The sequence below is a fragment of the Collinsella aerofaciens genome (assembly GCF_015670795.1).
GTDB classification, from domain to species: domain Bacteria; phylum Actinomycetota; class Coriobacteriia; order Coriobacteriales; family Coriobacteriaceae; genus Collinsella; species Collinsella aerofaciens_Q.
On sequence record NZ_JADPCJ010000001.1, the window covers coordinates 92,740 to 116,009 of the forward strand.

A 23,270-nucleotide genomic window follows, 5' to 3' on the forward strand; every position below is an offset into this window, starting at 1 on the left:
GATTTGTACATGCTAAGAGCGTCCTGCGCAGCGGGGCGCTCTTTTTGTGTAAGGGCGCGAACAATCACGCTCTGAAGCGTGGCGGGGGCAGGGGGCCCGCGTCACATGAGAAGCCCGCAGACAAGGGGTCTGCGGGGTTAAGGAGAACAATGACACTCGTATCCAAGACCTTTGAGCTGTACGGCAAGACCTACACCTTTGAGTCGGGCGAGCTTGCCAAGCAGGCCACCGGCGCCTGCCTGGTCAAGCAGGGCGACACCACGATGCTCGACACCGTGGTCGTCTCCAAGGAGCGCAAGAACTACGACTTCTTCCCGCTGACCGTCGACTTCAACGAGAAGATGTACGCAGCCGGCCGCATCCCGGGTGGCTACCTCAAGCGTGAGGGCCGTCCCAGCGAGAAGGCCACGCTCACGGCCCGCATGATCGATCGCCCGATTCGCCCGAGCTTCCCGGATGGCTTCCGCAACGAGGTGCACATCGTCGCCACCTCGCTCGTCGCCGACCAGGTCAACCCCTTCGATGTCATCAACGTCATGGGTGCATCCCTGGCCATGACGCTTGGCGGCGTGCCCTTCGAGGGCCCGCTTGCCTGCGTGCGCATCGGCCGTAACGTGGAGACAGGCGAGTTTATCGTCAACCCCACCTACGAGGAGCGCGAGAACTCCGATCTGGACCTGGAGCTGGGCGGCTCTGCCGACTTTATTTCGATGGTCGAGGCCGGAGCCGAGGAGATCTCCGAGGACGACATGCTTGCCGCCATGAAGTTTGGCCAGGAGGCCCTTGCTGCTTTCTGCCAGGCTCAGGACGAGTTCGTCGCCGAGTGGGAGCAGGTCAACGGCCCCATCGTCAAGAAGGAGTACCCGCTCGACCAGCCCGTCGAGGAGGTCCAGGAGCGCATCTTCGCCCACTACGACGAGATGGCTGCCGCCCTTCGCGACGCCGACAAGCTCTCCCGTATCGGTAAGGTCGAGGCTCTGAAGGAGTCCATCCGCGCCGAGTTCACCGAGGAGGAGCAGGCCGCTTGGGAGCGCGAGATCCCCGTGGCGCTCAAGAAGCTCGAGAAGAAGGCCATGCGCACCATGGTCGTCGAGACCGGTGAGCGCGTCGACGGCCGTGCCGCCGATGAGATCCGTCCCATCATGGTGAAGGACAACTACCTGCCGCTCGTTCACGGCTCCGGTTTGTTCCAGCGTGGCCAGACCCAGGTGCTCTCGGTTCTTTCGCTCGGCATGCTCAACGAGGGTCAGCGTCTGGATACCATCGAGCCCACCGAGGGCAAGCGCTACATGCACCACTATAACTTCCCGCCGTTCTGCACCGGCGAGACTGGCCGCATGGGCAGCCCCAAGCGCCGCGAGATCGGCCACGGCAACCTTGCTGAGCGCGCTCTGCTTCCGGTGCTCCCCGACGAGAACGAGTTCCCCTACGCCATCCGCGTCGTCTCCGAGGTCATGGAGTCCAACGGCTCCTCTTCGATGGCTTCGACCTGCGGTTCTACGCTCGCCCTTATGGACGGCGGCGTGCCCATTAAGCGCCCGGTCTCCGGTATCGCCATGGGCCTGATCCAGGAGGAGGGCAAGACCGTGGTCCTGTCCGACATCCAGGGTCTCGAGGACTTCCTGGGCGACATGGACTTTAAGGTCACCGGCACCACCGAGGGCATCACCGCTCTGCAGATGGACAACAAGGCCACCGGCCTCACCTTTGACATCCTGGCCCGCGCTCTGCAGCAGGCCAAGGAGGGTCGCGCCTTCATCCTGCAGAAGATGCTCGATGTGATCCCCGAGCCGCGCCACACCACGCGCAGCACCGCTCCGCGCATCGTTTCCATCCAGGTTCCGACCGACAAAATCCGCGACGTCATCGGTTCCGGCGGTAAGGTCATCCGCGGTATCCAGGACGAGACCGGCGCCTCGGTCGACATCCAGGAGGACGGCACCGTCTTTGTTGGCGGCACCGGCGAGTCCGTCGACCAGGCCGTCGAGCGTATCAAGCTCATCATCAAGGTTCCCGAGCCGGGCGAGGAGTACACCGGTCGTGTGGTCTCCATCCAGCCCTTCGGCGCCTTCGTCAACCTGCTGCCCGGTAAGGACGGCCTGCTGCACATCTCCCGCGTCGCCAAGGGCCGCGTGGGGAAGGTCGAGGACGTCCTCAACGTGGGCGACGAGGTCAAGGTCGTCGTCATCGAGGTCGACGATCGCGGCAAGATCTCGCTCGATCGTCTTGATAAGCCCGAGGCCCCGGCTCGTGCCGAGGGTGCCTCCGAGGGCGACGGCGAGCACTTCCAGCGCCGTGAGCGTCCGCGTCGCGAGCGCTCTGAGCGCAGCGACCGTCCGCGCCGTCCCGGCGACAACGGAGGCCGAAAGCCCCGCCGTCACCACGACGCCGAGTAACAGCTAAACATAAGCAGCTCAACAAGGGCGACTCCGGACAGGGGTCGCCCTTTTGCTCGCGCCCGGGAGGGCCGCATATGAAGTTTCCTGCTCTACAGTCCTGCGTAAGACGGAAAGCACATTAAGTGCTTTCCTTTGCGTGCGGAACTCGCGATAAACTTCATATGCGTCCCTCCCGGGCGCAAGCAAAAGGGCTGGTTAACGCTGTTGGTAGCTTGCTGGTCTTCTGTTCTTAGTTGATATACTTTTTCGCATCTAACGCTTAGCCTAGGGGGTTGGCATGACAAATAAGGTTGAATGGGACCGCATGATTGCCGGGGAGCTCTATAGCCCCTATCGGGTTAACGACCATTCGTTTTGTAGGGTGCATGCGGCTCAGAAGTTGTTTAATGAGTCGGAGTATTGGGCTGATTCGAGCGCCTTTGAGGAACTAAAGAAGTGTTTTCGCGTTGCTCCGGACGATATGGTCTTAACGGCTCCCGTTTATTTTGATCACGGCGACAGGGTTTCGTTTGGTAACCATTTCTATGCGAATACCGGTTTGACGATTCTGGACGAAAATTACGTGACCTTTGGCGACAACGTCTTTCTAGGACCCCATGTGAGTATATTTACTGCTGGGCATCCAATTGACGCCGATGTGCGCAATCTAGACCTCGAGTATGCTAAGCCTGTCGTAATCGGCAACAACGTCTGGATGGGCGGCGGGGTGATTATCAATCCGGGCGTATCAATCGGAGACGATGTGGTCATAGCCTCAGGTTCAGTTGTTGTTAAAGACGTTCCAAGCCACGTCATCATCGGCGGCAATCCAGCTCATATCATTCGAGAGATTACCGACAACGATCGCAAGCTCTGGCAAGGCCAGCTGAATGCCTACAACGAGGCAATTGGATCATAGCCTCGGCATTCCCGCAGATAAAACCTACTAAAACAAACCTATCCCTTATTGGCAGGTTTCCCGTGGGGCGGGCACTGATGAAGTTTATCGCGAGTTCCGCACGAACAGGAGGCCACTTAATGTGGCCTCCGTCGTGAGCAGGACTGTAGAGCAGGAAACTTCATCAGTGCCCGCCCCACGGGAAACCGGCGGGATGGACCAGTTCAGATGGGGCTTTGATGCATGGGTGGTCTGTTGGTGGGCAAATGGGTATCATACTGTGGTTACTGCGTCGACTCTGTGATGCATGTTTGTACGTTCCCGGCGGTCGGTTTGCCAGAAGCGCCCCGTCGGTTGTTCCAGACCCGTTTCGAAGAAAGGAAACCACACTAACCTATGGCAGCTAAAAAATCATCTCCCTTGAAGATCATTCCGCTCGGCGGCCTTGACGGCATCGGCAAGAACATGACGGTCTTCGAGTGCGGCGACGACATGGTGCTCGTCGACGCCGGTCTCATGTTCCCGGATGACTCCCAGCCTGGTATCGATCTGGTGCTTCCCGACTACACCTATGTTCTGGAGAACGAGGAGAAGCTCCGCGGTATCGTCGTCACCCACGGCCACGAGGACCACACCGGTTCGCTTCCGTACCTGCTGCAGGACCTCAACAATAAGGTGCCCATCTTCTCGAGCAAGCTGACGCTTGGCTTTATCGAGGGCAAGCTTTCTGAGTTCCGCATCCGCGCACCCAAGTTCCGCGAGGTCAAGGGCGGCAGCCATGTCAACCTCGGCGGCATCTCGCTCGACTTCTTCTCGATGACGCACTCCATCCCCGGCGCTCTGGGCGTGTTCATCCGCACAAATCAGGGCACCGTTATGCACACCGGCGACTTTAAGCTCGACCAGACGCCCATCGATGGCGTCACGCCCGACTATGCCGCTATCAGCCGCTTTGCTAAGCAGGGCATCGACCTACTGCTTTCCGACTCCACCAATGCCACGGTTCCCGGCTTTACCAAGTCAGAGGCCGAGGTTGGTCCCAACCTGCTGCACGCCATCAAGAACGCCCCGGGTCGCGTGTTCGTCGCGTCGTTCTCGAGCCACATCCATCGTTTGCAGCAGATCTGCGATGCCGCCCGCAAGTGCGGCCGTAAGGTCGTTGTGACCGGTCGCTCCATGCTCACTAACACCCGCGTGGCGCGCGAGCTTGGCTACCTCAACATCGACGACGCCGATATCATCGATGCCTTTGACATTGATAACCTGCCTGACGACAAGATTGTCGTCATGTGCACCGGTTCGCAGGGCGAGCCGCTGTCGGCCCTGTCCCGCATGGCCAATGGCGAGCACAAGACGCTCTCCATCCACGAGGGCGATACCGTTATCCTCTCGGCAACTCCTGTTCCCGGCAATGAGAAAGCCGTCCAGCAGGTCGTCAACAGCCTGGCCAAGCTCGGCTGCGACGTGTGGGATAAGAACCGCGCTCTCGTTCACGTTTCCGGTCACGGTAGCCAGGAGGAGCTCAAGCTCCTGATGGCCATGGCCAAGCCCACGTACTTTATGCCGGTTCACGGTGAAGCCGTGCATCTGCGCGCCCATGCCCAACTGGCCCGCAAGATGGGTCTCAAGGACGATCATATCTTTATCCTCGACAACGGCGACACGCTCGAGATGCGCGGCGGTATCGTTAAGCGCGGTACGCCCGTCGAGTCCGGCGTCGTTTACGTCGACGGCCTGCGCATCGGCGATACCGACCCCATCGTCTTGCGTGATCGTCAGAAGCTCGCCAACGACGGTATGGTTACCGCTGTTGCCATCGTCTCGCTCAAGCACAAGAAGATCGAGGCCATCGAGTTCTCGGGCCGCGGCGTCTCGTTTGCCATCGACGACCAGTTCTCCGAGGATGCCTCCGCGTCCATTATGAAGACGATCGAGAAGGGCAAGTTCAGCTTTACGAGCAGCGGTTCCGATGCCATTCGCAAGGCCGTGCGCGACTCGCTCTCCAACTTTATCTGGAGCCGTACGCGCACTCGTCCGATGATCATCCCGGTCGTCATGGAGGTTTAGTTTGGCGCGCGGATCTGCACAAAACGCCAAAGGCAATAAGGCCAACAACCAACCGGCATCTGCTAAGGGTGCCGGTTCCCATCTGCGTGCCAATAAGGGCCACGAGGCGGACTTCGATGATTTTGAGCCCTTGGTCGAGCCCTCGGCCAACCGCGATATCGCCGGCGTGGTCATTGCCGTCTTGGCGATTGCGTCCTTTATTGCCGTGATTTCGCCGGCGACTGCGCCCGTTACGGCTGCGGTTGCCGGTTTCTACCACTTGGGCTTTGGTCTGGGCGCCTACGTGCTGCCGATCGTCATTTTGCTGTTTGCCGCCACGCTCTTTTTAGGCGAGGACTCGCCGCTCAACGCGCGCTCTGTTGCGGGCGGCGCCGTGGTCTTTATCGCCGTCGTCTCCATTCTTTCGTTGATGGTGCCAGGTACGAGCGACTCGTGCGACCTTATGTTCACGCCGCAAAATCTGTCCGCCTCGGGTGGCTACATTGGTGCGTTTATTGCGAGTGCGCTGCAGAATGCCCTGGGTAAGCCTATCGCGATGGTGGTCCTGTTGGGCCTTGTCGTCGTGGGCCTGGTCATCATCGGCTTTTCGGTGGGCGGCGTTTTGCGCTCTGCTCGCGACCGTGCGGCTGATTTTGCCGAGCGCCGTCGTGCCGATGTTAACGCGAGTCCGTGGGGTGACGATGAGGCCCTGTCGGTGCCCGGCGTTGCCCGTCCTCACCTGAGCAATCTTCGTCAAAAGGGCTCCGATGCTGCCGTGACCACGGTCATGGGCAACGATGTGGACCCGGTTTTGGACGATGACGACGAGGACGAGGACCCGTTTGTCGACGTGTCCGATGCCGTGGAGGCCGAGCGGGCCAAGACAACGCTGTTGCCGCGCCGCCATGCCAAGAAGGGCAAGGCTGCGCCCAAACTCAATACGAGTGAGCCCGACCCGTCTTGGTCCGAGAGCGAGATTGAGCTCACCGAGGGTGATGACGAGGACGACGAGGCTCCGATTGAGACCGCAAAGACAACTTTGCTGCCGCGTCGCCATGCAAAGCGCGACCAGGTAACCGGTCAGCTTTCGATGGAAGACGACCCCGATAAGATCGACGAGTCCGAGCCGCCGTTTGCCGTGAATCCTGTCTCGGCAGCACCTCAGATCCCCGACTTCTTGAAGCATCCCAAGGTTGCCGATGCGCCTGCCTTGAGTGCTGTCGAATCGGCTGCGGCCAGCGATGGGGGAACGGACGGCGGCGCCGCAGATAACGAGGGCGAAGAAGAGGACGGCCTCAAACTTCCGCCACTTGAGATTCTGCATGCCAACCCGCAGTTGGCTTCCTCCGCGTCTTCGGACAAGGAGCTGGAGCAAACTGCCGAGTCGCTTCAGTCCACCTTGCTGGAGTTTGGTCGTAGTGCCCGCGTGGTCGGCTGGATCGCCGGCCCCACGGTGACGACCTTTAAGCTGCAACCTGGCGAGGGCGAGCGCGTGAGCAAGATTTCGAGCCTCGAGGACGATATCGCGCTATCGCTTGCTGCCCAGTCGGTGCGTATCTTTGCCCCGATCCCCGGCACCTCGCTTGTGGGTATCGAGATTCCCAATCGCAAGCGCCAGAACGTCAACCTGGGCGACGTGCTTCCCTATGTGAAGGGCGGTCCGCTCGAGCTCGCCATCGGTCGAGATGCCGAGGGTACGCCGGTCGTCGCCGACCTTGCCAAGATGCCCCACCTGCTGATCGCCGGTACCACGGGTTCCGGTAAGTCGGTCATGATCAACTCCATCATCACGACCTTGCTCATGCGCGCCCTTCCCGAGGACGTTCGCCTGATCATGGTCGACCCCAAGCGCGTCGAGCTTGCGGGCTATAACGGTCTGCCGCATCTTTACGTGCCTGTAGTGACCGAGCCCAAGCAGGCCGCGAGCGCTCTGCAATGGGCCGTGTCCGAGATGGAGCGTCGCCTGAAGGTCTTCGAGCGTCTCAACGTGCGTAAGATCTCGACCTACAACGAAAAGCAGGCCGCCGGCGAGTTTGAGCATTACGATAACCCGCCGCAAAAGATGCCCTACCTGGTCATCATCATCGACGAGCTCTCGGACCTGATGATGGTCGCCGGTAAGGATGTCGAGGCCTCGATCGTGCGTATTGCTCAGCTGGGCCGTGCCGCAGGTATCCACCTTATCGTGGCCACGCAGCGCCCGAGCTCCAACGTGGTGACGGGCCTCATCAAGGCCAACATCACCAACCGCATCGCCTTTAACGTCGCCACGGGCATCGACTCGCGCGTCATCATCGACCAGATGGGTGCCGAAAAGCTCACCGGTTTGGGCGACATGCTGTTCTCTAAGGTCGACTGGGGCAAGCCCCGCCGTATCCAGGGCTGCTTTGTCTCGGATGATGAAATCAACGAGATCGTCGAGTTCGTCAAGTCGCAGAGCGAGCCCGACTACCACGAGGAGATCCTGTCTGCCGTGGCGCCCGCTTCCATGTCCATGGCGGGTGGCGGCGGCATTGTCCGTACCGGAGTCGCCGAGCCGCAAGACGATGATCCGCTCATTTGGGAAGCCGCCCATATTGTGGTGGAATCGCAGCTTGGCTCCACATCTGGCCTGCAACGTCGTCTGAAGGTTGGCTATGCGCGTGCCGGGCGTATTATGGATATGCTGGAAGAAAAGGGTGTCGTCGGTCCGCCCGACGGTTCCAAGCCGCGCGAGGTCCTGTTGGACGAGGAGGGGCTTGCCGCGCTGGAGTCTGTCGACGCCGAGATGGCACGTGAAGATCGTGAGTTTGGAGGATTCTGATGGCTGCACGCTTTGGTGACATGCTGCTTGAGCAGCGTCGCCGAATGGGCCTTTCCATTCAGCAAGTCGCCAACACCATCAAAATCAGGCCGCAGATCATCGAGTTTTTCGAGACCGGTAACTTTGCTTCGATGCCGCCGCGCGGCTATGCGCAGGGCATGATTTCGAGCTATGCTCGCTTTTTGGGCCTCAATCCGCGCGAGGTCGTCAATGCCTACTTTGACGATCTGATGGCATACGAACGCGAGACGTCGCAGCAGGGCGGTCGTTTTCAGGACGCCGCCGGCTACGTCAATTCGCGTTCCTCGGTCGATAACGGGCGCTTCCTGATGGTTCAGGGCGGTCGTTCGACCCGCTATGGACAGCGTCCTCAGCAGGCCGGTTATATTACCGAGACGGGTTCGGGCGAGGAGATTCGCTCACAGCGTGACCGGTTCCGCAGTACGCCGATGCCCGAGGACCGTGCACTTCCCGCTGCCCGAGGCGTGGCGCGTGACCCTCGTGCCGGCTACGGCGACGGCGGCTATTCCGATCGCGGTTACCGTGGGGTCTCTTCTGGTCGCTCTCGTGGCGGCTATGCGGACGCCGATACCACGCAGGTGACGCCGCGTCTTCGTTCTCAGTCGCAGCCGTATGGCCAGCGCTCTTCGGCTCCGCGTTCGGGCCAGCGTGGCTATCAAGGCCGCGGTGAACTTGCGCCCCGTTCGGGTCAGCGCAGCCTTCAGGGCCAGGGTGGCTATCGCGGCCGATCCGATAGCAATCGTGGCTGTATGCCTCAGGGAGGCGGCCGCAGCAGCTCCAATCGTGGACGCGGCGGATCACGTACTCCTCAAAACAACGGGCTCGATCCGCGTATCGTCTACGCCGGCATCGGTGCCGTTGCGCTGCTGTTGATTGTGCTCATCGTGGTGCTTCTGCGCGGCTGCGCATCTTCGGCGCCCGAGACCACGCCCGAGACGCCCACTGCTACCAAGACGACGACCAAGAAGTCTTCTAAGAAGACCGAAACGGTCGACGAGGACGAAGACACCGATGAGGCGACGAATGAGTCGACTGACTCGGACGCTACCAAGACGACGGCCAAGAAGGAAGAGAACGAGGTCACGAAGGTCAAAGTCTCCGTTGCCAAGGGAAAGACCGCGTGGATTGAGGTCAAGGTCGATGGCAAGTCGGTCTATGGCGCCCAAGCGACTGGCCCCTTTGAGCAGGAGTACACGCCCGAGTCCTCGATCGAGATCACCACGTCCAAGCCTTCCGATGTCACCGTTACCAAGAACGGTGAAAAGGTCCGTTACGATACCAAGACCTCGGGCGTGGCGCGTGTGACGATCACCGTTCCCAAGAAGGAGACGACTGATTCCGAGAATGGTGAAAGTTCTGATGGTACCGACACCACCGATGGTGCCGATACCACCGATGGTACCGACACCTCCGACGGTACCGATGCCCAGTCCACGGATGGCGCCGATACCGCAACTGACGGTCAGACACCCACCGATTCTACCGACTATTCGTACGATAGCTACTAAGCCGCTCGTACGCGAAAGGAAACATCATGGCTAAAGATTCCAGCTTCGACGTCGTGTCCGAGGTCAACATGCAAGAGGTCGACAACGCCTTCCAGCAGACCACGCGCGAGATTTCCCAGCGCTATGACCTTAAGGATTCCGGCGCCACGATCGAGCTTTCGAAGGGCGACAAGCTCTTTACGATCAGCGCCCCGGCTGACTTTGTCTCTAAGCAGATTATCGACGTGCTGAGCTCCAAGCTCATCAAGCGCGGCATCGACCTCAAGGCTGTCTCGTGGGATGCTCCGCAGGCGGCATCGGGCGGCACCGTGCGCGTGCTCGGCCATATCGTCGAGGGTATCGACCAGGCGACCGCCAAGAAGATCAACAAGGACATCAAGGACCAAAAGCTCAAGGTCAAGGTGACCATCGAGGCCGACAAGCTGCGTGTTTCCTCTGCTTCGAAGGACGCGTTGCAGACCGTGATCCAGTTTCTGCGCGACCAGGACTACGGCCAGCCGCTGCAGTTCACCAACTACCGCTAATATCATTCGAAAGGACCGCTCTCCAACATGGATACACCGTTGGGCTCCGTGCTCTACATCACCCTCGGGTGCGCTAAGAACGAGGTTGACACCGACCGCATGCGTTCTCTTTTGACCGCTGCAGGCTACGATGAAGCATTCGACCCGCAGGATGCCGATATCGCCATCGTCAATACATGCTCGTTCCTTGCCTCCGCAACGTCCGAGAGCATCGAGACCACGCTCGAGCTCGCCAACGAGGTTCAGGACGGCGTTCGTTCTTGCCCCATCGTCATGTGCGGCTGTGTGCCGTCGCGCTATGGCGACGACCTGCCTGACGAGCTGCCCGAGGTCGCTGCCTTTGTGAAGGCCGACGAGGAGGACGGCATCGTGGCGGTCATCGATGGCGTACTGGGTGTCGAGCGTGAGATCGCAGCCTATATTCCGCAGTTCAAGCGCACTGTCGAGGGCGCTGTCGCCTACGTCAAGATCTCCGATGGCTGCAATCGTTTTTGCAGCTTCTGCATGATCCCCTACATTCGCGGTCGCTATCATTCGCGCAATGCTGAGAGCATTATCTCCGAGGTGCGCGACTTGGTTGCCGGCGGTGTGCGCGAGATCGTGCTGATCGGCCAGGACACGGGTATTTGGGGCACCGACTTTGCCGACGAGGACGTCGCCGAGGGCTCGCCGCGCAATCTGGCACAGCTGCTGCGTGCCGTCGCTGAGGCCGTGCGCCCGCACAACGTCTGGGTCCGCGTGCTCTACCTGCAGCCCGAGGGCATGACTGACGAACTCATCGAGACGATACGCGATACGCCCGAGGTGCTGCCCTATATCGATATCCCCGTGCAGCACTGCGACGCGCGCATCCTCAAGGCCATGCGTCGCTCCGGTTCGCGCCAGGAGCTCGAGGACCTGTTCCGCGACCTTCGCGAGCGCATCCCCGGTATCGTGATTCGCTCCACGGCCATGGTCGGCTTCCCGACCGAGACCGACGACGAGTTTCGTGATCTTATCGACTTTATGGACACCGTCGGCTTTGACTACACGAGCGTCTTTGCCTACTCGCAGGAGGAGGGCAGCCTGGCCGCTAAGATGGAGGGTCAGGTCGACGAAGAGGTCAAGCTCGAGCGCGCCCAGGAGGCCATGGACCTGGCCGAGTCGCTCGGTTTTGCCGCCACCGCCGCACATGTGGGCGAGCGCGCCCAGGTGATCGTCGACGGTATCGAAGAAACCGAGGACGGCGCCGAGCTGATCGGCCATGCCTGGTTCCAGGCGCCCGATTCCGATGGCGCGGTGCACTTGGATGCCAGCGAGGCATCTGTGGGCGATATTCTGACTGTCGAGTTTACCGATAGCTTCTGCTATGAGCTTATCGGCCATGTTGTGGAGTAGGAGAGCATCGTGGCAAACGAGAGCAATAAGGAACTGACGAGTGTTTGGACGCCCGCCAACATCGTGACGTGCGTTCGCATCGTTTTTATCCCGGTGTTCATGATCGTGTCGGCGCTTTCTCACACGAGTGTTGCCGGTACGGATTGGAGCACCTTCGACGGCCCGCTCGCCGCCGCTGCCTTCATTCTGTATGTGATCCTGTCGTGCACCGATAAGGTCGACGGTTATCTGGCGCGTTCGCGCAACGAGATCACCGACTTCGGTAAATTCTTGGACCCCATTGCCGATAAGCTGCTCGTGTTTTCGGCCCTGCTGCTGTTCTTGGATTTTGGCGCGGTGACCGTGTGGTCCGTGTTCATTATCCTGTTCCGTGAGCTTCTGGTGAGCGCCCTTCGCATGGTCGCAAGTGCGGCCGGTGTGGTCGTTGCGGCCGATAAGCTCGGCAAGTACAAGACGGCGACCACGATGGTCTCCATCTGCGGTTACCTGTGCGTTTTTGCTATGGCCGGCTTGCACCTCGGCCCGGTGGCGCTGACGCTCGGCATCTACTCGGTGTCGCGCTTCCTGTACGCCGTTGCCGTTGTCCTGACCGTTATCTCGGGCGCCCAGTACTTCTGGAACTGCCGCAAGATCGTCTTTTCGGTCTAGGTCCTGGTGGGTATGACGGACTCTTTTGAGCAGATTTCCGCACATAACGAGGAGCTGGCGCGTGATATTGTCGAGCGCGCGAGCGCTCGGGGCGTGACGGTTTCGACGGCTGAGTCGCTGACGGCGGGTATGATCGCCTCGACGATTGCGGATATCCCGGGCGCCTCGGCGGTGCTGCGTGGCGGTGCGGTGACCTATTGCGATGAGATTAAGCATCGTGTTCTTGGTGTTGAGCAGGAGACGCTCGACCGCTATACCGCGGTGTCGCATCAGACCGCGCGCGAGATGGCGGTGGGTTCGCTGGAGCTGTACCAGAGCGATATTGCAGTGAGCGCAACGGGTTATGCCGGCCCCGGCGGTGGCACTGAGGGCGATCCGGCGGGCACTTTCTATATTGGCTGGGCGCATCGTTCCGCCGATGGGGGCGTGCCGGTCGTGGACTCTGTGCGCTGCCACTATGAGGGCGACCGTTCGTGTGTTCGTGCCCATGCGGTCGCGGAGGCATTGGGGCGCATTGCCCTTGTGCTCAACTCTATGGAATAGACATGTTTTAAGGGGCCTTAGGGCCCCTTAATTGTGGAGATAGGGACCTCTGACAAATTTAGCGTTTGTGCTGGTTGTAGATGTATTTTTGCCTGCCTTGTTCATATTTGGTCCTTTGTGGTCAAGTATTTGGTCAGTGTTTGGTCGGCGTTTGGTTGGGTTTTGGAAAGACCGCCTGCATATGATTGGCCTGAACGGTTGACCACGAACAGCCGTTCGTTTATTATCGATGCAGGTTGTTAAGAGGAGGGCTATTCATGGCCAAGAATTCAGGTCCCGTACGTACCGTTCATGCTCGCACGACGGGTAAAGAGCGCGATGAGATGATCGCCACCACCAAGGCCGAGATCGAGAAGAAATTCGGCCAGGGTTCCATCATGAGGTACGGCGACGGTGGCCCCGAGCTCGAGGTCGAGGCCATTCCCACGGGCGCCCTGGCCCTCGATGCCGCGCTGGGTATCGGCGGCGTGCCGCGCGGCCGTATCGTCGAGATTTACGGTCCTGAGTCCTCCGGTAAGACGACGCTTTCGCTCGAGATCCTGGCCGAGGCCCAGGCAATGGGTGGCGTTGTGGCATTTATCGATGCCGAGCACGCGCTTGATCCCACGTATGCCGCGCGCATTGGCGTGGATATCGACGAGGTACTGATTTCCCAGCCCGATACGGGTGAGCAGGCGCTCGAGATTGTTGACATGCTCGTGCGTTCCGGCGCCATCGATGCTATCGTCGTCGACTCCGTCGCCGCGCTGACCCCGCGTGCCGAGATCGAGGGAGAAATCGGCGACACTACGGTCGGCTTGCAAGCTCGCCTGATGAGCCAAGCGCTCCGCAAGCTCGCCGGCTCGCTGTCCAAGTCCAACACGACGTGCATCTTCATTAACCAGCTGCGTGAGAAGATCGGCGTCATGTTCGGCAACCCCGAGACCACGACGGGCGGCCGCGCCCTTAAGTTCTTCTCTTCGGTGCGTATCGACATTCGCCGCATCGACAGCATTAAGCTTAAGGACGAGGTTATCGGTAACCGCGTGCGCGCCAAGGTCGTTAAGAACAAGGTGGCAGCTCCGTTCCGTTCTGCTGAGTTCGACATCATGTACGGTACGGGCATCTCTAAGGAGGGCTCGATTCTGGACATGGCTGTCGAGTGCGGCATTTGCAAGAAGATGGGCTCCTGGTTTGCCTATGGCGAGGATAAGCTCGGCAACGGTCGCGAGGCCGCCAAGGCGTTCCTGCGCGAACACCCCGATTGTGCCGACGAGATTGAGCATAAGGTCCGCCTTGCCTGTGGACTAGAGTTTGATGACGATGCTCCGTCCGAGGTCGAGCTGACCGATCAGCCTGCGCCTGAGGAGTTTGACGAGCTTTACGCCATCGATGGTTCCGCCATGCTCGATGATGACGACGAGTAGCGGTTACGCTCATGTCGTATACGGTGACCGAGGCCACGGTCGTCTTTCCCGATAAGAAGGCGGCCTCCTCGTTCTCGAGCGGGTATGCGTCCAAAAAGCCTTGCGCACATATCGATTGTGAGCTTGAGGGCGGTTTTGAGCGGTCCATTTGGATTCCCGTGCGGGTCGCGCGGCTGTATGTCAAAAACCGCCCCGATCTTCCCTGTGATTGGGACAACTTCCGTGAGGCGGTGCAGCTCATTGAGCGTAAATGTGCACTTACCATGGTGACCGAGATGTTATCGCGCCGCGACCATGCGACGGGTGAGGTCCGTGACAAGCTGGCTCGCTACGGCTTTCACCAGCCTGCGATCGATTTCGCCGTCGAGCGCGCCACCGAGTATCGTTTTTTAGACGAGAGCCGCTTTTGCTCGTACTTTATCGAGGAGCGCAAGCGGCGCGGTTGGGGACAGCGCAAAATCGAGACCGAGCTCAAGCGCCGTCATGTCGTGCTCGATGACATTCCCGGTTATCCCGAGGATTATTTTGCCGTCGAAGACGATTTGGCGCGTGCGTCAGCCCTGCTCGCCAAGCGGCGTGTTCCAGAGACGCGCGAATTCGAAAAACTGGTTCGGTTTTTGATGGGCAAGGGCTTCTCGTATCACGTCGCCGCCGATGCCGTTAAGGCACGTCTCGATGCCGAACGCGAGGAATGTGCGGTTTAGGCGTATGTGTTTTGTGGCCCTGCCGTTCACCGTGTTTTAGCCGCCGTGCCGGGGCCATTTATTTGACAGTTGTTGTGGTTCAACGTACGATAAACACTGTCATTTGCTTTGTGATATGTGCTCATCTGTGATGAGTTTGTTTATATGTTTATCTGTATCCGACCCGCATAAGCTGCGCCCATATTACTCAAATGTCGCGAGCCGTTCGTAAGGACGGTTCGCTTTGTTGTGTAACGAATCCATAAAAAGGAGTGAGCATGCCTATCATCGCAGCGCTCGTTGGCATCGTTTTGGGTGCCATCGCCGCCATTGCCTACATGCGCACCGCCAAGCAGGGTAGTCTTCACGAGGCCGACGAAAAGATCCAGTCGGCACACGCACAGGCTGAGTCCCTGATCGGTGATGCTAAGCGTCAGGCCGAGACCCTCAAAAAAGAGGCTCTGCTCGAGGCTAAAGAGGAGATCATCAAGAACAAGCAGGCCGCCGAGGCCGAGGACAAGCAGCGTAAGAGCGAGATTCGTACGCTCGAGAACCGTGTGATGCAGCGCGAGGAGTCCCTTGATCGCCGAAACGACGCTCTCGACAAGCGTGAGCACCAGCTGTCCAGCCAGGCCGGTCAGGTCGAGAAGCGCTCCCGCGAGCTTGAGGAGCTCTGCGCCAAGCAGACCTCCGAGCTCGAGCGTATCGCCGACCTGACCCGTGAGGACGCCCACAAGGAGCTCCTCGATAAGGTTCGCGGCGAGGTCACCCACGAGGCTGCCACGATCATTCGCGAGTCCGAGCAGCAGGTTCGCGCCGAGTGCCACAAGACCGCCCAGGAGATTCTGTCCCTGGCGATTCAGCGCTGCGCTGCCGACCACACAGCCGAGGTCACCGTTACCTCCGTGCACATTCCCTCTGATGACCTCAAGGGCCGTATCATCGGTCGCGAGGGTCGCAACATCCGGACCTTCGAGCAGGTTTCCGGCGTCAACCTCGTGATCGACGACACGCCTGAGACCGTCGTTCTTTCGAGCTTCGACCCGGTCCGTCGTGAGACCGCCCGTGTTGCCCTCGAGAACCTCATTGCTGACGGCCGCATTCACCCCGCCCGCATTGAGGAGATGTATCACAAGGCTGCCGACCTGGTTCAGCAGCGCGTGCGCGAGGCTGGCGAGCAGGCTGCCTTTGATACCGGTATCCACGACCTGCACCCCGAGATCGTCAAGACCCTTGGTGCCCTGCGCTACCGTACCTCGTTTGGTCAGAATGTGCTTCAGCACTCCCTCGAGGTTTCCGATCTGTGCGGCGTGATGGCTTCCGAGCTTGGCCTGGACGTTGTTACCGCCAAGCGCGCCGGCCTGCTGCACGACCTGGGCAAGGCAATCGACCACGACGTCGAGGGCCCGCATGCCGTCATCGGCGCCGAGCTTGCCCGCCGTTATGGCGAGAAGCCCGTTATCGTTCACGCTATCGAGGCTCACCATGCCGATGTCGACCCCAACACGGTGCTCGATGTCCTGGTACAGGCCGCCGATGCCGTCTCCGCCTCTCGCCCCGGTGCCCGTCGCGAGTCTGCCGAGAACTACATCAAGCGTCTTGAGAAGCTCGAGGAGATTGCCAACTCCCATGAGGGCGTCGAGCGTACCTATGCCATGCAGGCTGGTCGCGAGGTCCACGTCATGGTTCAGCCGGACAAGATCTCCGATGCCCAGTCCACGGTCCTGGCTCACGATATCGCCCATCAGATCGAGGAAGAGATGGAGTATCCCGGTCAGGTGCGCGTCGTCGTGATTCGCGAGAGCCGCGCTGTCGATATCGCTAAATAACATGAGCGACGCGAACGAGCTCATCTCATTTATCGCGTCGATGTCGGGGGAGGGCAACCTTCGCGTCGAGGAGAACCTTGGCGAGGGGTATGTCCGCCTCCGCGTTTCGGAGGCCGAGCGGCGCCAGGCAAAACACGACATTCAGCATGTCGAGGATATCGTCATCGAAATGCTCCGTAATGCTCGCGATGCCGGCGCCGACAAGGTCTATCTCGCCACGACCAAGGAAGATGGCGTCCGCACGCTTGTCTTTCTGGATAACGGTTCGGGCGTTCCGCAGGATATGCAAGAGCGAATCTTCGATGCCCGCGTTACCTCCAAGCTCGAGAGCATGAAGATGGACCGTTGGGGCGTTCACGGTCGTGGCATGGCATTGTTTTCGATCAAGCAGAACACCGACGAGGCCCGTGTGGTCACGTCCGGCGTCGATCTTGGTTCAGCCTTTAAGGTGAGCGTTGCAGCCGACCGCCTCAGTGAGCGTGCCGATCAGTCCAGCTGGCCCCAGGCCGTCAAGGATGAGGACGGACGTTATGTCTGTGCTCGCGGCCCGCATAATATTATTCGCGCTGCCTGTGAGTTTGCGCTCGAGGAGCTGCGTGGTTGCGATGTCTATCTTGGTTCTCCGTCTGAGATTGCCGCGACCCTTTATGCTCAGGCGTCAAGTCGGCTCGATACGTCTCGTCTCCTGTTTATTGATGACGAGAGCGAGCTTCCGGTTGTCGATCGTTTAGGCCTTGCCTCTGATGCCGAGGACTTTATTCGTATCTGCTCGGGTTTGGGTCTTGAGATGTCCGAGCGCACGGCACATCGCATTTTGGCAGGGCAGATTAAGCCCGTTCGCGGTGTGACCGCGCGTCTGCTGCGCGAGCGTGATTCGTCCTCGCATGCGCCGGCTCCTGTCGATCTCGCGAAGGATCGTCGCGGGCTTCGTATTGCCAAGGATGACATGGCACAGTTTTCGCGTGCTGTGGAGCGCGACTTTAATGACCTTGCCGCCCGGTACTATCTCAACCTTTGCGGCGACCCAAAGATTCGCGTTTCGCGTGATCGAATCACTGTGACCTTCGATCTTGCCAAAGAGGAATAGTGCCTTTACCGAGTCCACTCGGTACGATACAGTTATTGCAGTTAAAACGTACTTTTAAACGCAGGAGTTTCTTCATGGATTGCCTGAAGGTATCAAGCAAATCATCGCCCGCGTCCGTTGCCGGCGCCATCGCCGGCATGGTCAAGGATGGTGTGCCCGTCAACATTCAGTGTGTCGGCGCCGGTGCGGTCAACCAGGCCATAAAGGCTGTGGCTATCGCGCGCGGTTTTTTGATTCCAACCGGTTTTGATATTTCCTGCGCGCCCGTGTTCTCCGACATCCTTATTAACGGGGAGTCGCGCACGGCCATCCGTCTTTCTATTTACGTTCACCAGATCAATCGAGCTGCTATGGATAACGTCGTCATGGATGATGTTAAGCCTGTGGCATAGCTTCTGCTTGCCTCGATTCGCCCCCCCCTCTCCATCGTTAGGACTTATGCACATGGACCAGCGTTCCGTACGCGATATTCTTGCCGGTAAAACCTACTTTATCCGCACCTTTGGCTGCCAGATGAATCAGCACGACTCTGAGCGCGTGAGCGGTCTGCTCGATTCGTATGGTTGCCTCATGGCGCTCGATCCCGAGCATGCCGATATTGTTGTCTTCATGACATGCTGCGTGCGCGAGGCCGCCGATACTCGCCTGTACGGTCAGTGCAACTCTTGTAAGAGCCTCCCGCCCTCACCCTCGGGCAAGCGTGTGGTTGCCGTTGGTGGTTGCATCGCGCAGCGCGATGGCGAGGGCCTGCTCACCAACGTCGATAACGTCAATGTCATCTTTGGTACGCATTCCATCGCACATGTGGCCGAGCTCATTGCCGAGGCGTTCCTTGATGGCAAGCGTCATATCCGCACCAATGAGCATGAGGATACGGATGCCATGAGCATGCCGTGGCATCGCGAGACCCAGTATCACGCCTGGGTGCCCATTATGACGGGCTGCAATAATTTCTGTACCTATTGCATCGTGCCGTACGTGCGCGGTCGCGAAAAGAGCCGCCCCTTCGAGGAAATTGTCGACGAGGTGACCGGTTTGGTGCGCCAGGGCGTGCGCGAGATTACGCTGCTGGGCCAAAACGTTAACTCATATGGTCGCGATCTGTTTGGCAAGCCGCGTTTTGCCGATCTGCTGCGTGCCGTGGGTGATACGGGTGTGGAGCGCATCTTCTTTACCTCTTCTCATCCTAAGGATCTGCTGCCCGAGACCATCGACGCCATGGCCGAGACGCCCGCCGTCATGCCGCAGCTTCACTTGGCCGTTCAGTCGGGCTCCACGCGTATCCTCAAAGAGATGAATCGCCGTTATACACGCGAGGACTATCTGGGCCTGGTCGATCGCATTCGCAACCGCATGCCCGATATCGCGCTCTCGACCGATATTATCGTTGGCTTCCCGGGCGAGACTGAAGAGGACTTTGAGCAGACGCTCTCACTTGCCGAGACGGTCCGCTATGCTCAGGCCTATACCTTCATCTATTCCAAGCGCGCCGGTACCCCGGCCGCAGAGATTGACGATCCTACGCCGCATGAGGTTATTCTCGAGCGTTTCAACCGCCTGGTTAAGGTTATCGAGACTACGGCACACGAGTATAACCAGGGTGAGCTTCATACTGTGGTGCCGGCGCTCATTGAGGGAACGAGTAAAAAGAACGACGCGGTCCTGCTGGGCAAGAGTCCCAAGAATCAGACCGTGCATGCGCCTATCCCCGAGGGTTACAGCATCGATCAGCTTGTTGGCAAGATCGTTGATGTTGACGTTGACGTTGCCAAGACCTGGTATTTGTCCGGCTCCGTTGTGGGCGAGCCGCGCTAATGGTTTCTCCCAGGGCAGGACTTTCCGCCGTTGCGATCGTCGGTCCGACGGCGGTTGGTAAGAGTGATGTTGCCGACCGTTTGGCAGCTCGTCTTTCGTCCGAAGTGCTGTCGTTCGATGCGATGCAAATCTATCGCGGCATGGACATCGGTACCGCAAAGATGGCGCCCGATGAGTGTACGGTGCCGCTGCGTCTCGTCGACATTGTAGAGCCGGGTGTGGCATATTCTGCTGCGCTTTATCAGGCTGACGCTCGCGCGCATGTTGAACGTCTCCTTGGTTCGGGTTGCCTGCCGGTTTTTTGCGGAGGTACGGGGCTGTATCTCAAGGCCGCCCTCGATGAAATGGACTTTCCTTCGGGTGAACTTGAGGACGATCGTCGTATGGGCTATCAGGAGCTTGCCGAGCGTATTGGCGAGGAAGAGCTGCATGCCCTGCTTGCCGAGCGCGACCCAGAATCGGCTGCTGTTATTCATCCCCATAATGTGCGCCGTGTGATTCGTGCGCTCGAGATGCATGATGATGGTATCTCCTATGCACAGCAAAAAAGTCAGTTTAGTGTTCCGCGCGAGCATTATCATGCTCTATGGTTTGGTCTGACGCGTAATCGCGAGGTGCTCTACGAGCGCATTAACCTGCGCGTCGATCTGATGTTTGAGCAGGGTCTTGTCGATGAGGTTCGCGGTCTTATGGACCAGGGGCTGGGAGATGCCCTGACTTCGATGCAGGCAATTGGCTATAAAGAGATCATTGATGCTTTCAATGGCGTGATTTCTATGGATGAGGCTCGCGAACTCATCAAGATGCGTTCGCGTCGCTATGCCAAACGTCAGCTTTCGTGGTTTAAGCGCGATGACCGTATCGTGTGGTTTGATATGGACGAGTTTACGATCGATGAGGTCGTTGAGGACATCCTGCATCGTATTGAGGCTGCCTAATGGCCCGTTTCCCCCTTGTTCCCACGGCACCCGAGCCCGAACGCGCCGTTCTTGTCGGAGTTGAGTGGCGCGATAACGCCTGGCCGCTCGATCGTTCGCTTGACGAGCTTGAGCGCCTGGCCCATACGGCTGGCGCCCAGTGCGTGGCGCGTTTGTCACAGTGTCTGGTTAAGCCGTATCCAAAATCGTTTATCGGCTCCGGTAAGGTTGAGGAGCTTTGCGGGCTCGTACATCGTATGGATGCCGATGTTGTTATCTTCGACGACGATTTAACGCCTTCGCAGCAGTCGTATCTTGAGAAAGCCGTGGGCGAACCGGTTAAGATTATCGACCGTACGGCGTTGATTCTCGATATCTTTGGCCTGCACGCTCAGACCCGTGAGGGCCGCCTGCAGGTGCAGCTAGCCCAATTGCAGTATCTATTGCCCCGCTTGCGCGGTATGTGGAGCCATCTTGCTAAAGAGCAGACACGCGGTGGCATTGGTTCGCGCTTTGGCCAGGGCGAAAGCCAGCTCGAGGTTGACCGACGTTTGATTCGCAACAAGATTGCCGCGCTTCGTCGCGAGCTTAAGCAGGTTGAACAGCGCCGCGATGTCCAGTCAAAGAGTCGTATCGAGTCGCCGGCGTTTCGCGTTGCCTTAGCCGGTTATACCAATGCCGGTAAGTCGACGTTGCTCAATCGCCTGACCGGGTCTACGGTGCTATCACAGGATAAATTGTTTGCCACGCTCGATCCGACGACGCGCTCGTATCGCTTGCCCGGTGGTCGTGGTATGACCATTACTGATACCGTTGGCTTTATTCAAAAGCTACCGCATGGTCTCGTTGATGCCTTTAAGTCCACGCTGTCTGAGGTTCTTGGTGCCGACCTGATCCTTAAAGTTGTGGATGCCTCTGACGAGGACTACGAGCGCCAACTCGAGGCAGTCGATCGCGTTCTTGACGAGATCGGTGCCGGCGAGCGTTTGACGCTTACGGTGTTCAATAAAATCGACCTACTCGATAGCGTCGATCGATTGAGTTTCCGTCGTCGCTATCCCGAGGCCGTGCTGTTTTCAGCCCAGACGGGCGAGGGGCTCGACGATCTCGTCGACCGTATTGCTCGTGAGGCAGCTGCCACCGATGTGTTGCTCTCCGCTGATATCCCGTATCGCGAGGGTGCCCTCATCACGCTGGCGCATGAGCAGGGAACCCTTCTGCATGAGGAATATCTCGAGGATGGCGTTCGCATTGTGGCGAAGTTGCCGGCCCGAATCGCGCCGCGTCTTGAGCGCTATCGTACGGAATAAATGAGCTCTAACACGCCTAGAATGACAGGTTGATGGAGCAGATAGAACGGCAAGGCATGCCGACCGAGGGCTGCGAGCACCGGGATGGGATTAGCGTATGCCCATGCTGGCGCTTCAAGGCTTGATGCTTGTGCTGCCTGGGCAGCAAAAAAGCCGGTAAGGTACATAAAGACAAACGGAATGAGCGGATAGTAGTCTCCCGAAACAAAACCCGGGCCCGGGAATCCAAGCCATGCCAGGTAGGGGAGTGGGTAGACCGCTTTTGGAATGCCCCAGGTTAGGGCAAAAAGAACAAGGCACGCTGCGATGCCCCACGAGCCCGGCATTTTTTGAAGTAACGGACGGGTGAGTGCAACCACCGCGGTGCACGCCGCCATGCAATAAATGATGCCAAAGTTTACCGAATCGTCGACTGATACCAGTGTAGTTGCAATCCATACGACCAAAGCTGCGGCCGCGTACTTGAGGGCGCGCTTAACGTTATTACGCGAGAGCGTGCACATCCAACCGGCGATAAACAAAAATACCCAGCTGATACTTGCGCGCCAGATATCCTGGAAAACCGTTTCGGTAAACCATGGCATATCCCATCTATATAGGTAGGCCAAATCGTAGCAGGCGTGAAAACCTGCCATCGACAGCATAGTAACCCCGCGGACGGTATCAAATATGGTGATGCGTTTTTGCATTACGAGAACCGGCGCATTAACCCGACAACCTTACCCAAAATAACGGGGTTCGTCGCATAGATGGGCTCCATAGTGTCGTTCTCGGGCTGCAAGCGCACGCGCCCCTGCTCCTTGTAGAACGTTTTGACAGTCGCCGAGCCATCGATCATAGCCACGACGATTTCACCGTTCATCGCGCTCTTTTGCTCGCGAACGATAATGTAGTCACCGTTGTAGATGCCGACATTGATCATTGAGCTGCCGTGCACTTCAAGGATAAAGGAGCCCTGGTCTGTGGCGATTTCGGTCGGGATGGTAAAGGTGTCCTCGATATTTTGTTCGGCCAGAATGGGAATCCCAGCCGCGACGCGACCGACGAGCGGCAGCGAGACCGTTCCGCGGGGCGCCGTGGGTTCATCGGATTTGGAAATCGAAACAGAGGATCCGTCCTCATCAAAGAGCTCTAGGGCGCGAGGCTTGGTGGCATCGCGCTTGAGCAGTCCTCGAGCCTCCAGGGCAGAGAGATGAGCATGCACCGTGCTGGGGGAGGAGAGGCCTACGGCCGATGCCATCTCGCGCACACTGGGCGGATAGCCCTTCTCCTGCTGATATTCCTTGATGAAGTCGTAAATCTGCTGCTGACGCTTGGTAATTTTGCGAGCCATCAGGGGATCCTCTCTGCCAATGTCAAACAAATGTTCGATTATTGCTTGACAGGAACAACTGTTCGAAGATAATAATAACCGAACATTCGTTCTCGCGCTAGACATTTTTGTCCGCGCGGCTTGATAAAACTGTTCTCAGCAAAA

The 23,270-nt window shown here is 58.9% G+C and carries 19 protein-coding genes; 17 read left to right on the forward strand and 2 right to left on the reverse strand.

Translation table 11 applies throughout. The features are described 5' to 3' along the window. The first annotated feature begins 149 nt into the window (after positions 1 to 149). The 17 genes from I4W09_RS00460 (at position 150) to hflX (ending at position 21,793) form a co-directional block, all read left to right on the forward strand. The gene (locus I4W09_RS00460; RefSeq protein WP_196031230.1) at positions 150 to 2,396 is read left to right on the forward strand and encodes a polyribonucleotide nucleotidyltransferase; all 2,247 of its coding nucleotides are present in this window, start codon (positions 150 to 152) and stop codon (positions 2,394 to 2,396) included. Positions 2,397 to 2,676: 280 nt separating this feature from the next. Next, positions 2,677 to 3,297 (forward strand): sugar O-acetyltransferase, encoded by a 621-nt coding sequence (locus I4W09_RS00465; protein ID WP_230318580.1) that lies wholly within the window; start codon positions 2,677 to 2,679, stop codon positions 3,295 to 3,297. Positions 3,298 to 3,672: 375 nt separating this feature from the next. Then, positions 3,673 to 5,343, forward strand: a complete 1,671-nt coding sequence (locus tag I4W09_RS00470; protein WP_022094702.1) for a ribonuclease J — start codon at positions 3,673 to 3,675, stop codon at positions 5,341 to 5,343. 1 nt (position 5,344) lies between these two features. Beyond that, a complete protein-coding gene (locus tag I4W09_RS00475; RefSeq protein WP_230318581.1) occupies positions 5,345 to 8,125 on the forward strand; it encodes an FtsK/SpoIIIE family DNA translocase in 2,781 nt (926 codons plus the stop codon). Beyond that, entirely contained in the window at positions 8,125 to 9,654 is a 1,530-nt protein-coding gene (locus tag I4W09_RS00480) for a RodZ domain-containing protein (protein ID WP_196031231.1), read from the forward strand. Before I4W09_RS00475 ends, I4W09_RS00480 begins: the two co-directional genes overlap by 1 nt. 26 nt (positions 9,655 to 9,680) lie before the next feature. Then, on the forward strand, positions 9,681 to 10,178 hold the full coding sequence (locus I4W09_RS00485) for a YajQ family cyclic di-GMP-binding protein (protein ID WP_117770334.1): 498 nt from the start codon (positions 9,681 to 9,683) through the stop codon (positions 10,176 to 10,178). Positions 10,179 to 10,205: 27 nt separating this feature from the next. Continuing rightward, entirely contained in the window at positions 10,206 to 11,555 is a 1,350-nt protein-coding gene (rimO, locus tag I4W09_RS00490) for a 30S ribosomal protein S12 methylthiotransferase RimO (protein ID WP_196031232.1), read from the forward strand. Between the two features lie 99 nt (positions 11,556 to 11,654). Then, positions 11,655 to 12,203 (forward strand): CDP-diacylglycerol--glycerol-3-phosphate 3-phosphatidyltransferase, encoded by a 549-nt coding sequence (gene pgsA, locus I4W09_RS00495; protein ID WP_006235973.1) that lies wholly within the window; start codon positions 11,655 to 11,657, stop codon positions 12,201 to 12,203. 12 nt (positions 12,204 to 12,215) lie between these two features. Then, on the forward strand, positions 12,216 to 12,746 hold the full coding sequence (locus tag I4W09_RS00500) for a CinA family protein (RefSeq protein WP_196031233.1): 531 nt from the start codon (positions 12,216 to 12,218) through the stop codon (positions 12,744 to 12,746). Between the two features lie 257 nt (positions 12,747 to 13,003). Then, positions 13,004 to 14,152 carry a recombinase RecA gene (gene recA / locus I4W09_RS00505; RefSeq protein WP_022094695.1) on the forward strand — a complete coding sequence of 383 codons (1,149 nt, stop codon included), beginning with the start codon at positions 13,004 to 13,006 and terminating at the stop codon, positions 14,150 to 14,152. An 11-nt stretch (positions 14,153 to 14,163) separates the two neighbouring features. Then, positions 14,164 to 14,856 (forward strand): regulatory protein RecX, encoded by a 693-nt coding sequence (locus I4W09_RS00510; RefSeq protein ID WP_195920007.1) that lies wholly within the window; start codon positions 14,164 to 14,166, stop codon positions 14,854 to 14,856. Between the two features lie 257 nt (positions 14,857 to 15,113). Continuing rightward, on the forward strand, positions 15,114 to 16,664 hold the full coding sequence (gene rny / locus I4W09_RS00515) for a ribonuclease Y (RefSeq protein WP_117770339.1): 1,551 nt from the start codon (positions 15,114 to 15,116) through the stop codon (positions 16,662 to 16,664). Position 16,665: 1 nt separating this feature from the next. Continuing rightward, positions 16,666 to 17,751 (forward strand): ATP-binding protein, encoded by a 1,086-nt coding sequence (locus I4W09_RS00520; protein WP_006235981.1) that lies wholly within the window; start codon positions 16,666 to 16,668, stop codon positions 17,749 to 17,751. Between the two features lie 74 nt (positions 17,752 to 17,825). Next, the gene (locus tag I4W09_RS00525; protein WP_006235982.1) at positions 17,826 to 18,143 is read left to right on the forward strand and encodes a stage V sporulation protein S; all 318 of its coding nucleotides are present in this window, start codon (positions 17,826 to 17,828) and stop codon (positions 18,141 to 18,143) included. A gap of 52 nt (positions 18,144 to 18,195) precedes the next feature. Further along, positions 18,196 to 19,566, forward strand: coding sequence for a tRNA (N6-isopentenyl adenosine(37)-C2)-methylthiotransferase MiaB (gene miaB / locus I4W09_RS00530; RefSeq protein WP_055285164.1), 1,371 nt, complete (start codon positions 18,196 to 18,198; stop codon positions 19,564 to 19,566). Continuing rightward, positions 19,566 to 20,504 (forward strand): tRNA (adenosine(37)-N6)-dimethylallyltransferase MiaA, encoded by a 939-nt coding sequence (miaA, locus tag I4W09_RS00535; RefSeq protein WP_196031234.1) that lies wholly within the window; start codon positions 19,566 to 19,568, stop codon positions 20,502 to 20,504. The genes miaB and miaA overlap by 1 nt, the downstream gene beginning before the upstream one ends. Further along, positions 20,504 to 21,793: a GTPase HflX gene (gene hflX / locus I4W09_RS00540; RefSeq protein WP_196031235.1), complete on the forward strand. Its 1,290-nt coding sequence runs from the start codon at positions 20,504 to 20,506 to the stop codon at positions 21,791 to 21,793. Before miaA ends, hflX begins: the two co-directional genes overlap by 1 nt. Here hflX and I4W09_RS00545 read toward each other — a convergent pair. Beyond that, positions 21,778 to 22,482 (reverse strand): heparan-alpha-glucosaminide N-acetyltransferase, encoded by a 705-nt coding sequence (locus I4W09_RS00545; RefSeq protein ID WP_196031236.1) that lies wholly within the window; start codon positions 22,480 to 22,482, stop codon positions 21,778 to 21,780. The two genes, hflX and I4W09_RS00545, sit on opposite strands and share 16 nt — an antisense overlap. After that, the gene (gene lexA / locus I4W09_RS00550) at positions 22,482 to 23,126 is read right to left on the reverse strand and encodes a transcriptional repressor LexA (RefSeq protein ID WP_195239284.1); all 645 of its coding nucleotides are present in this window, start codon (positions 23,124 to 23,126) and stop codon (positions 22,482 to 22,484) included. The genes I4W09_RS00545 and lexA overlap by 1 nt, the downstream gene beginning before the upstream one ends. Positions 23,127 to 23,270 lie beyond the last annotated feature (144 nt).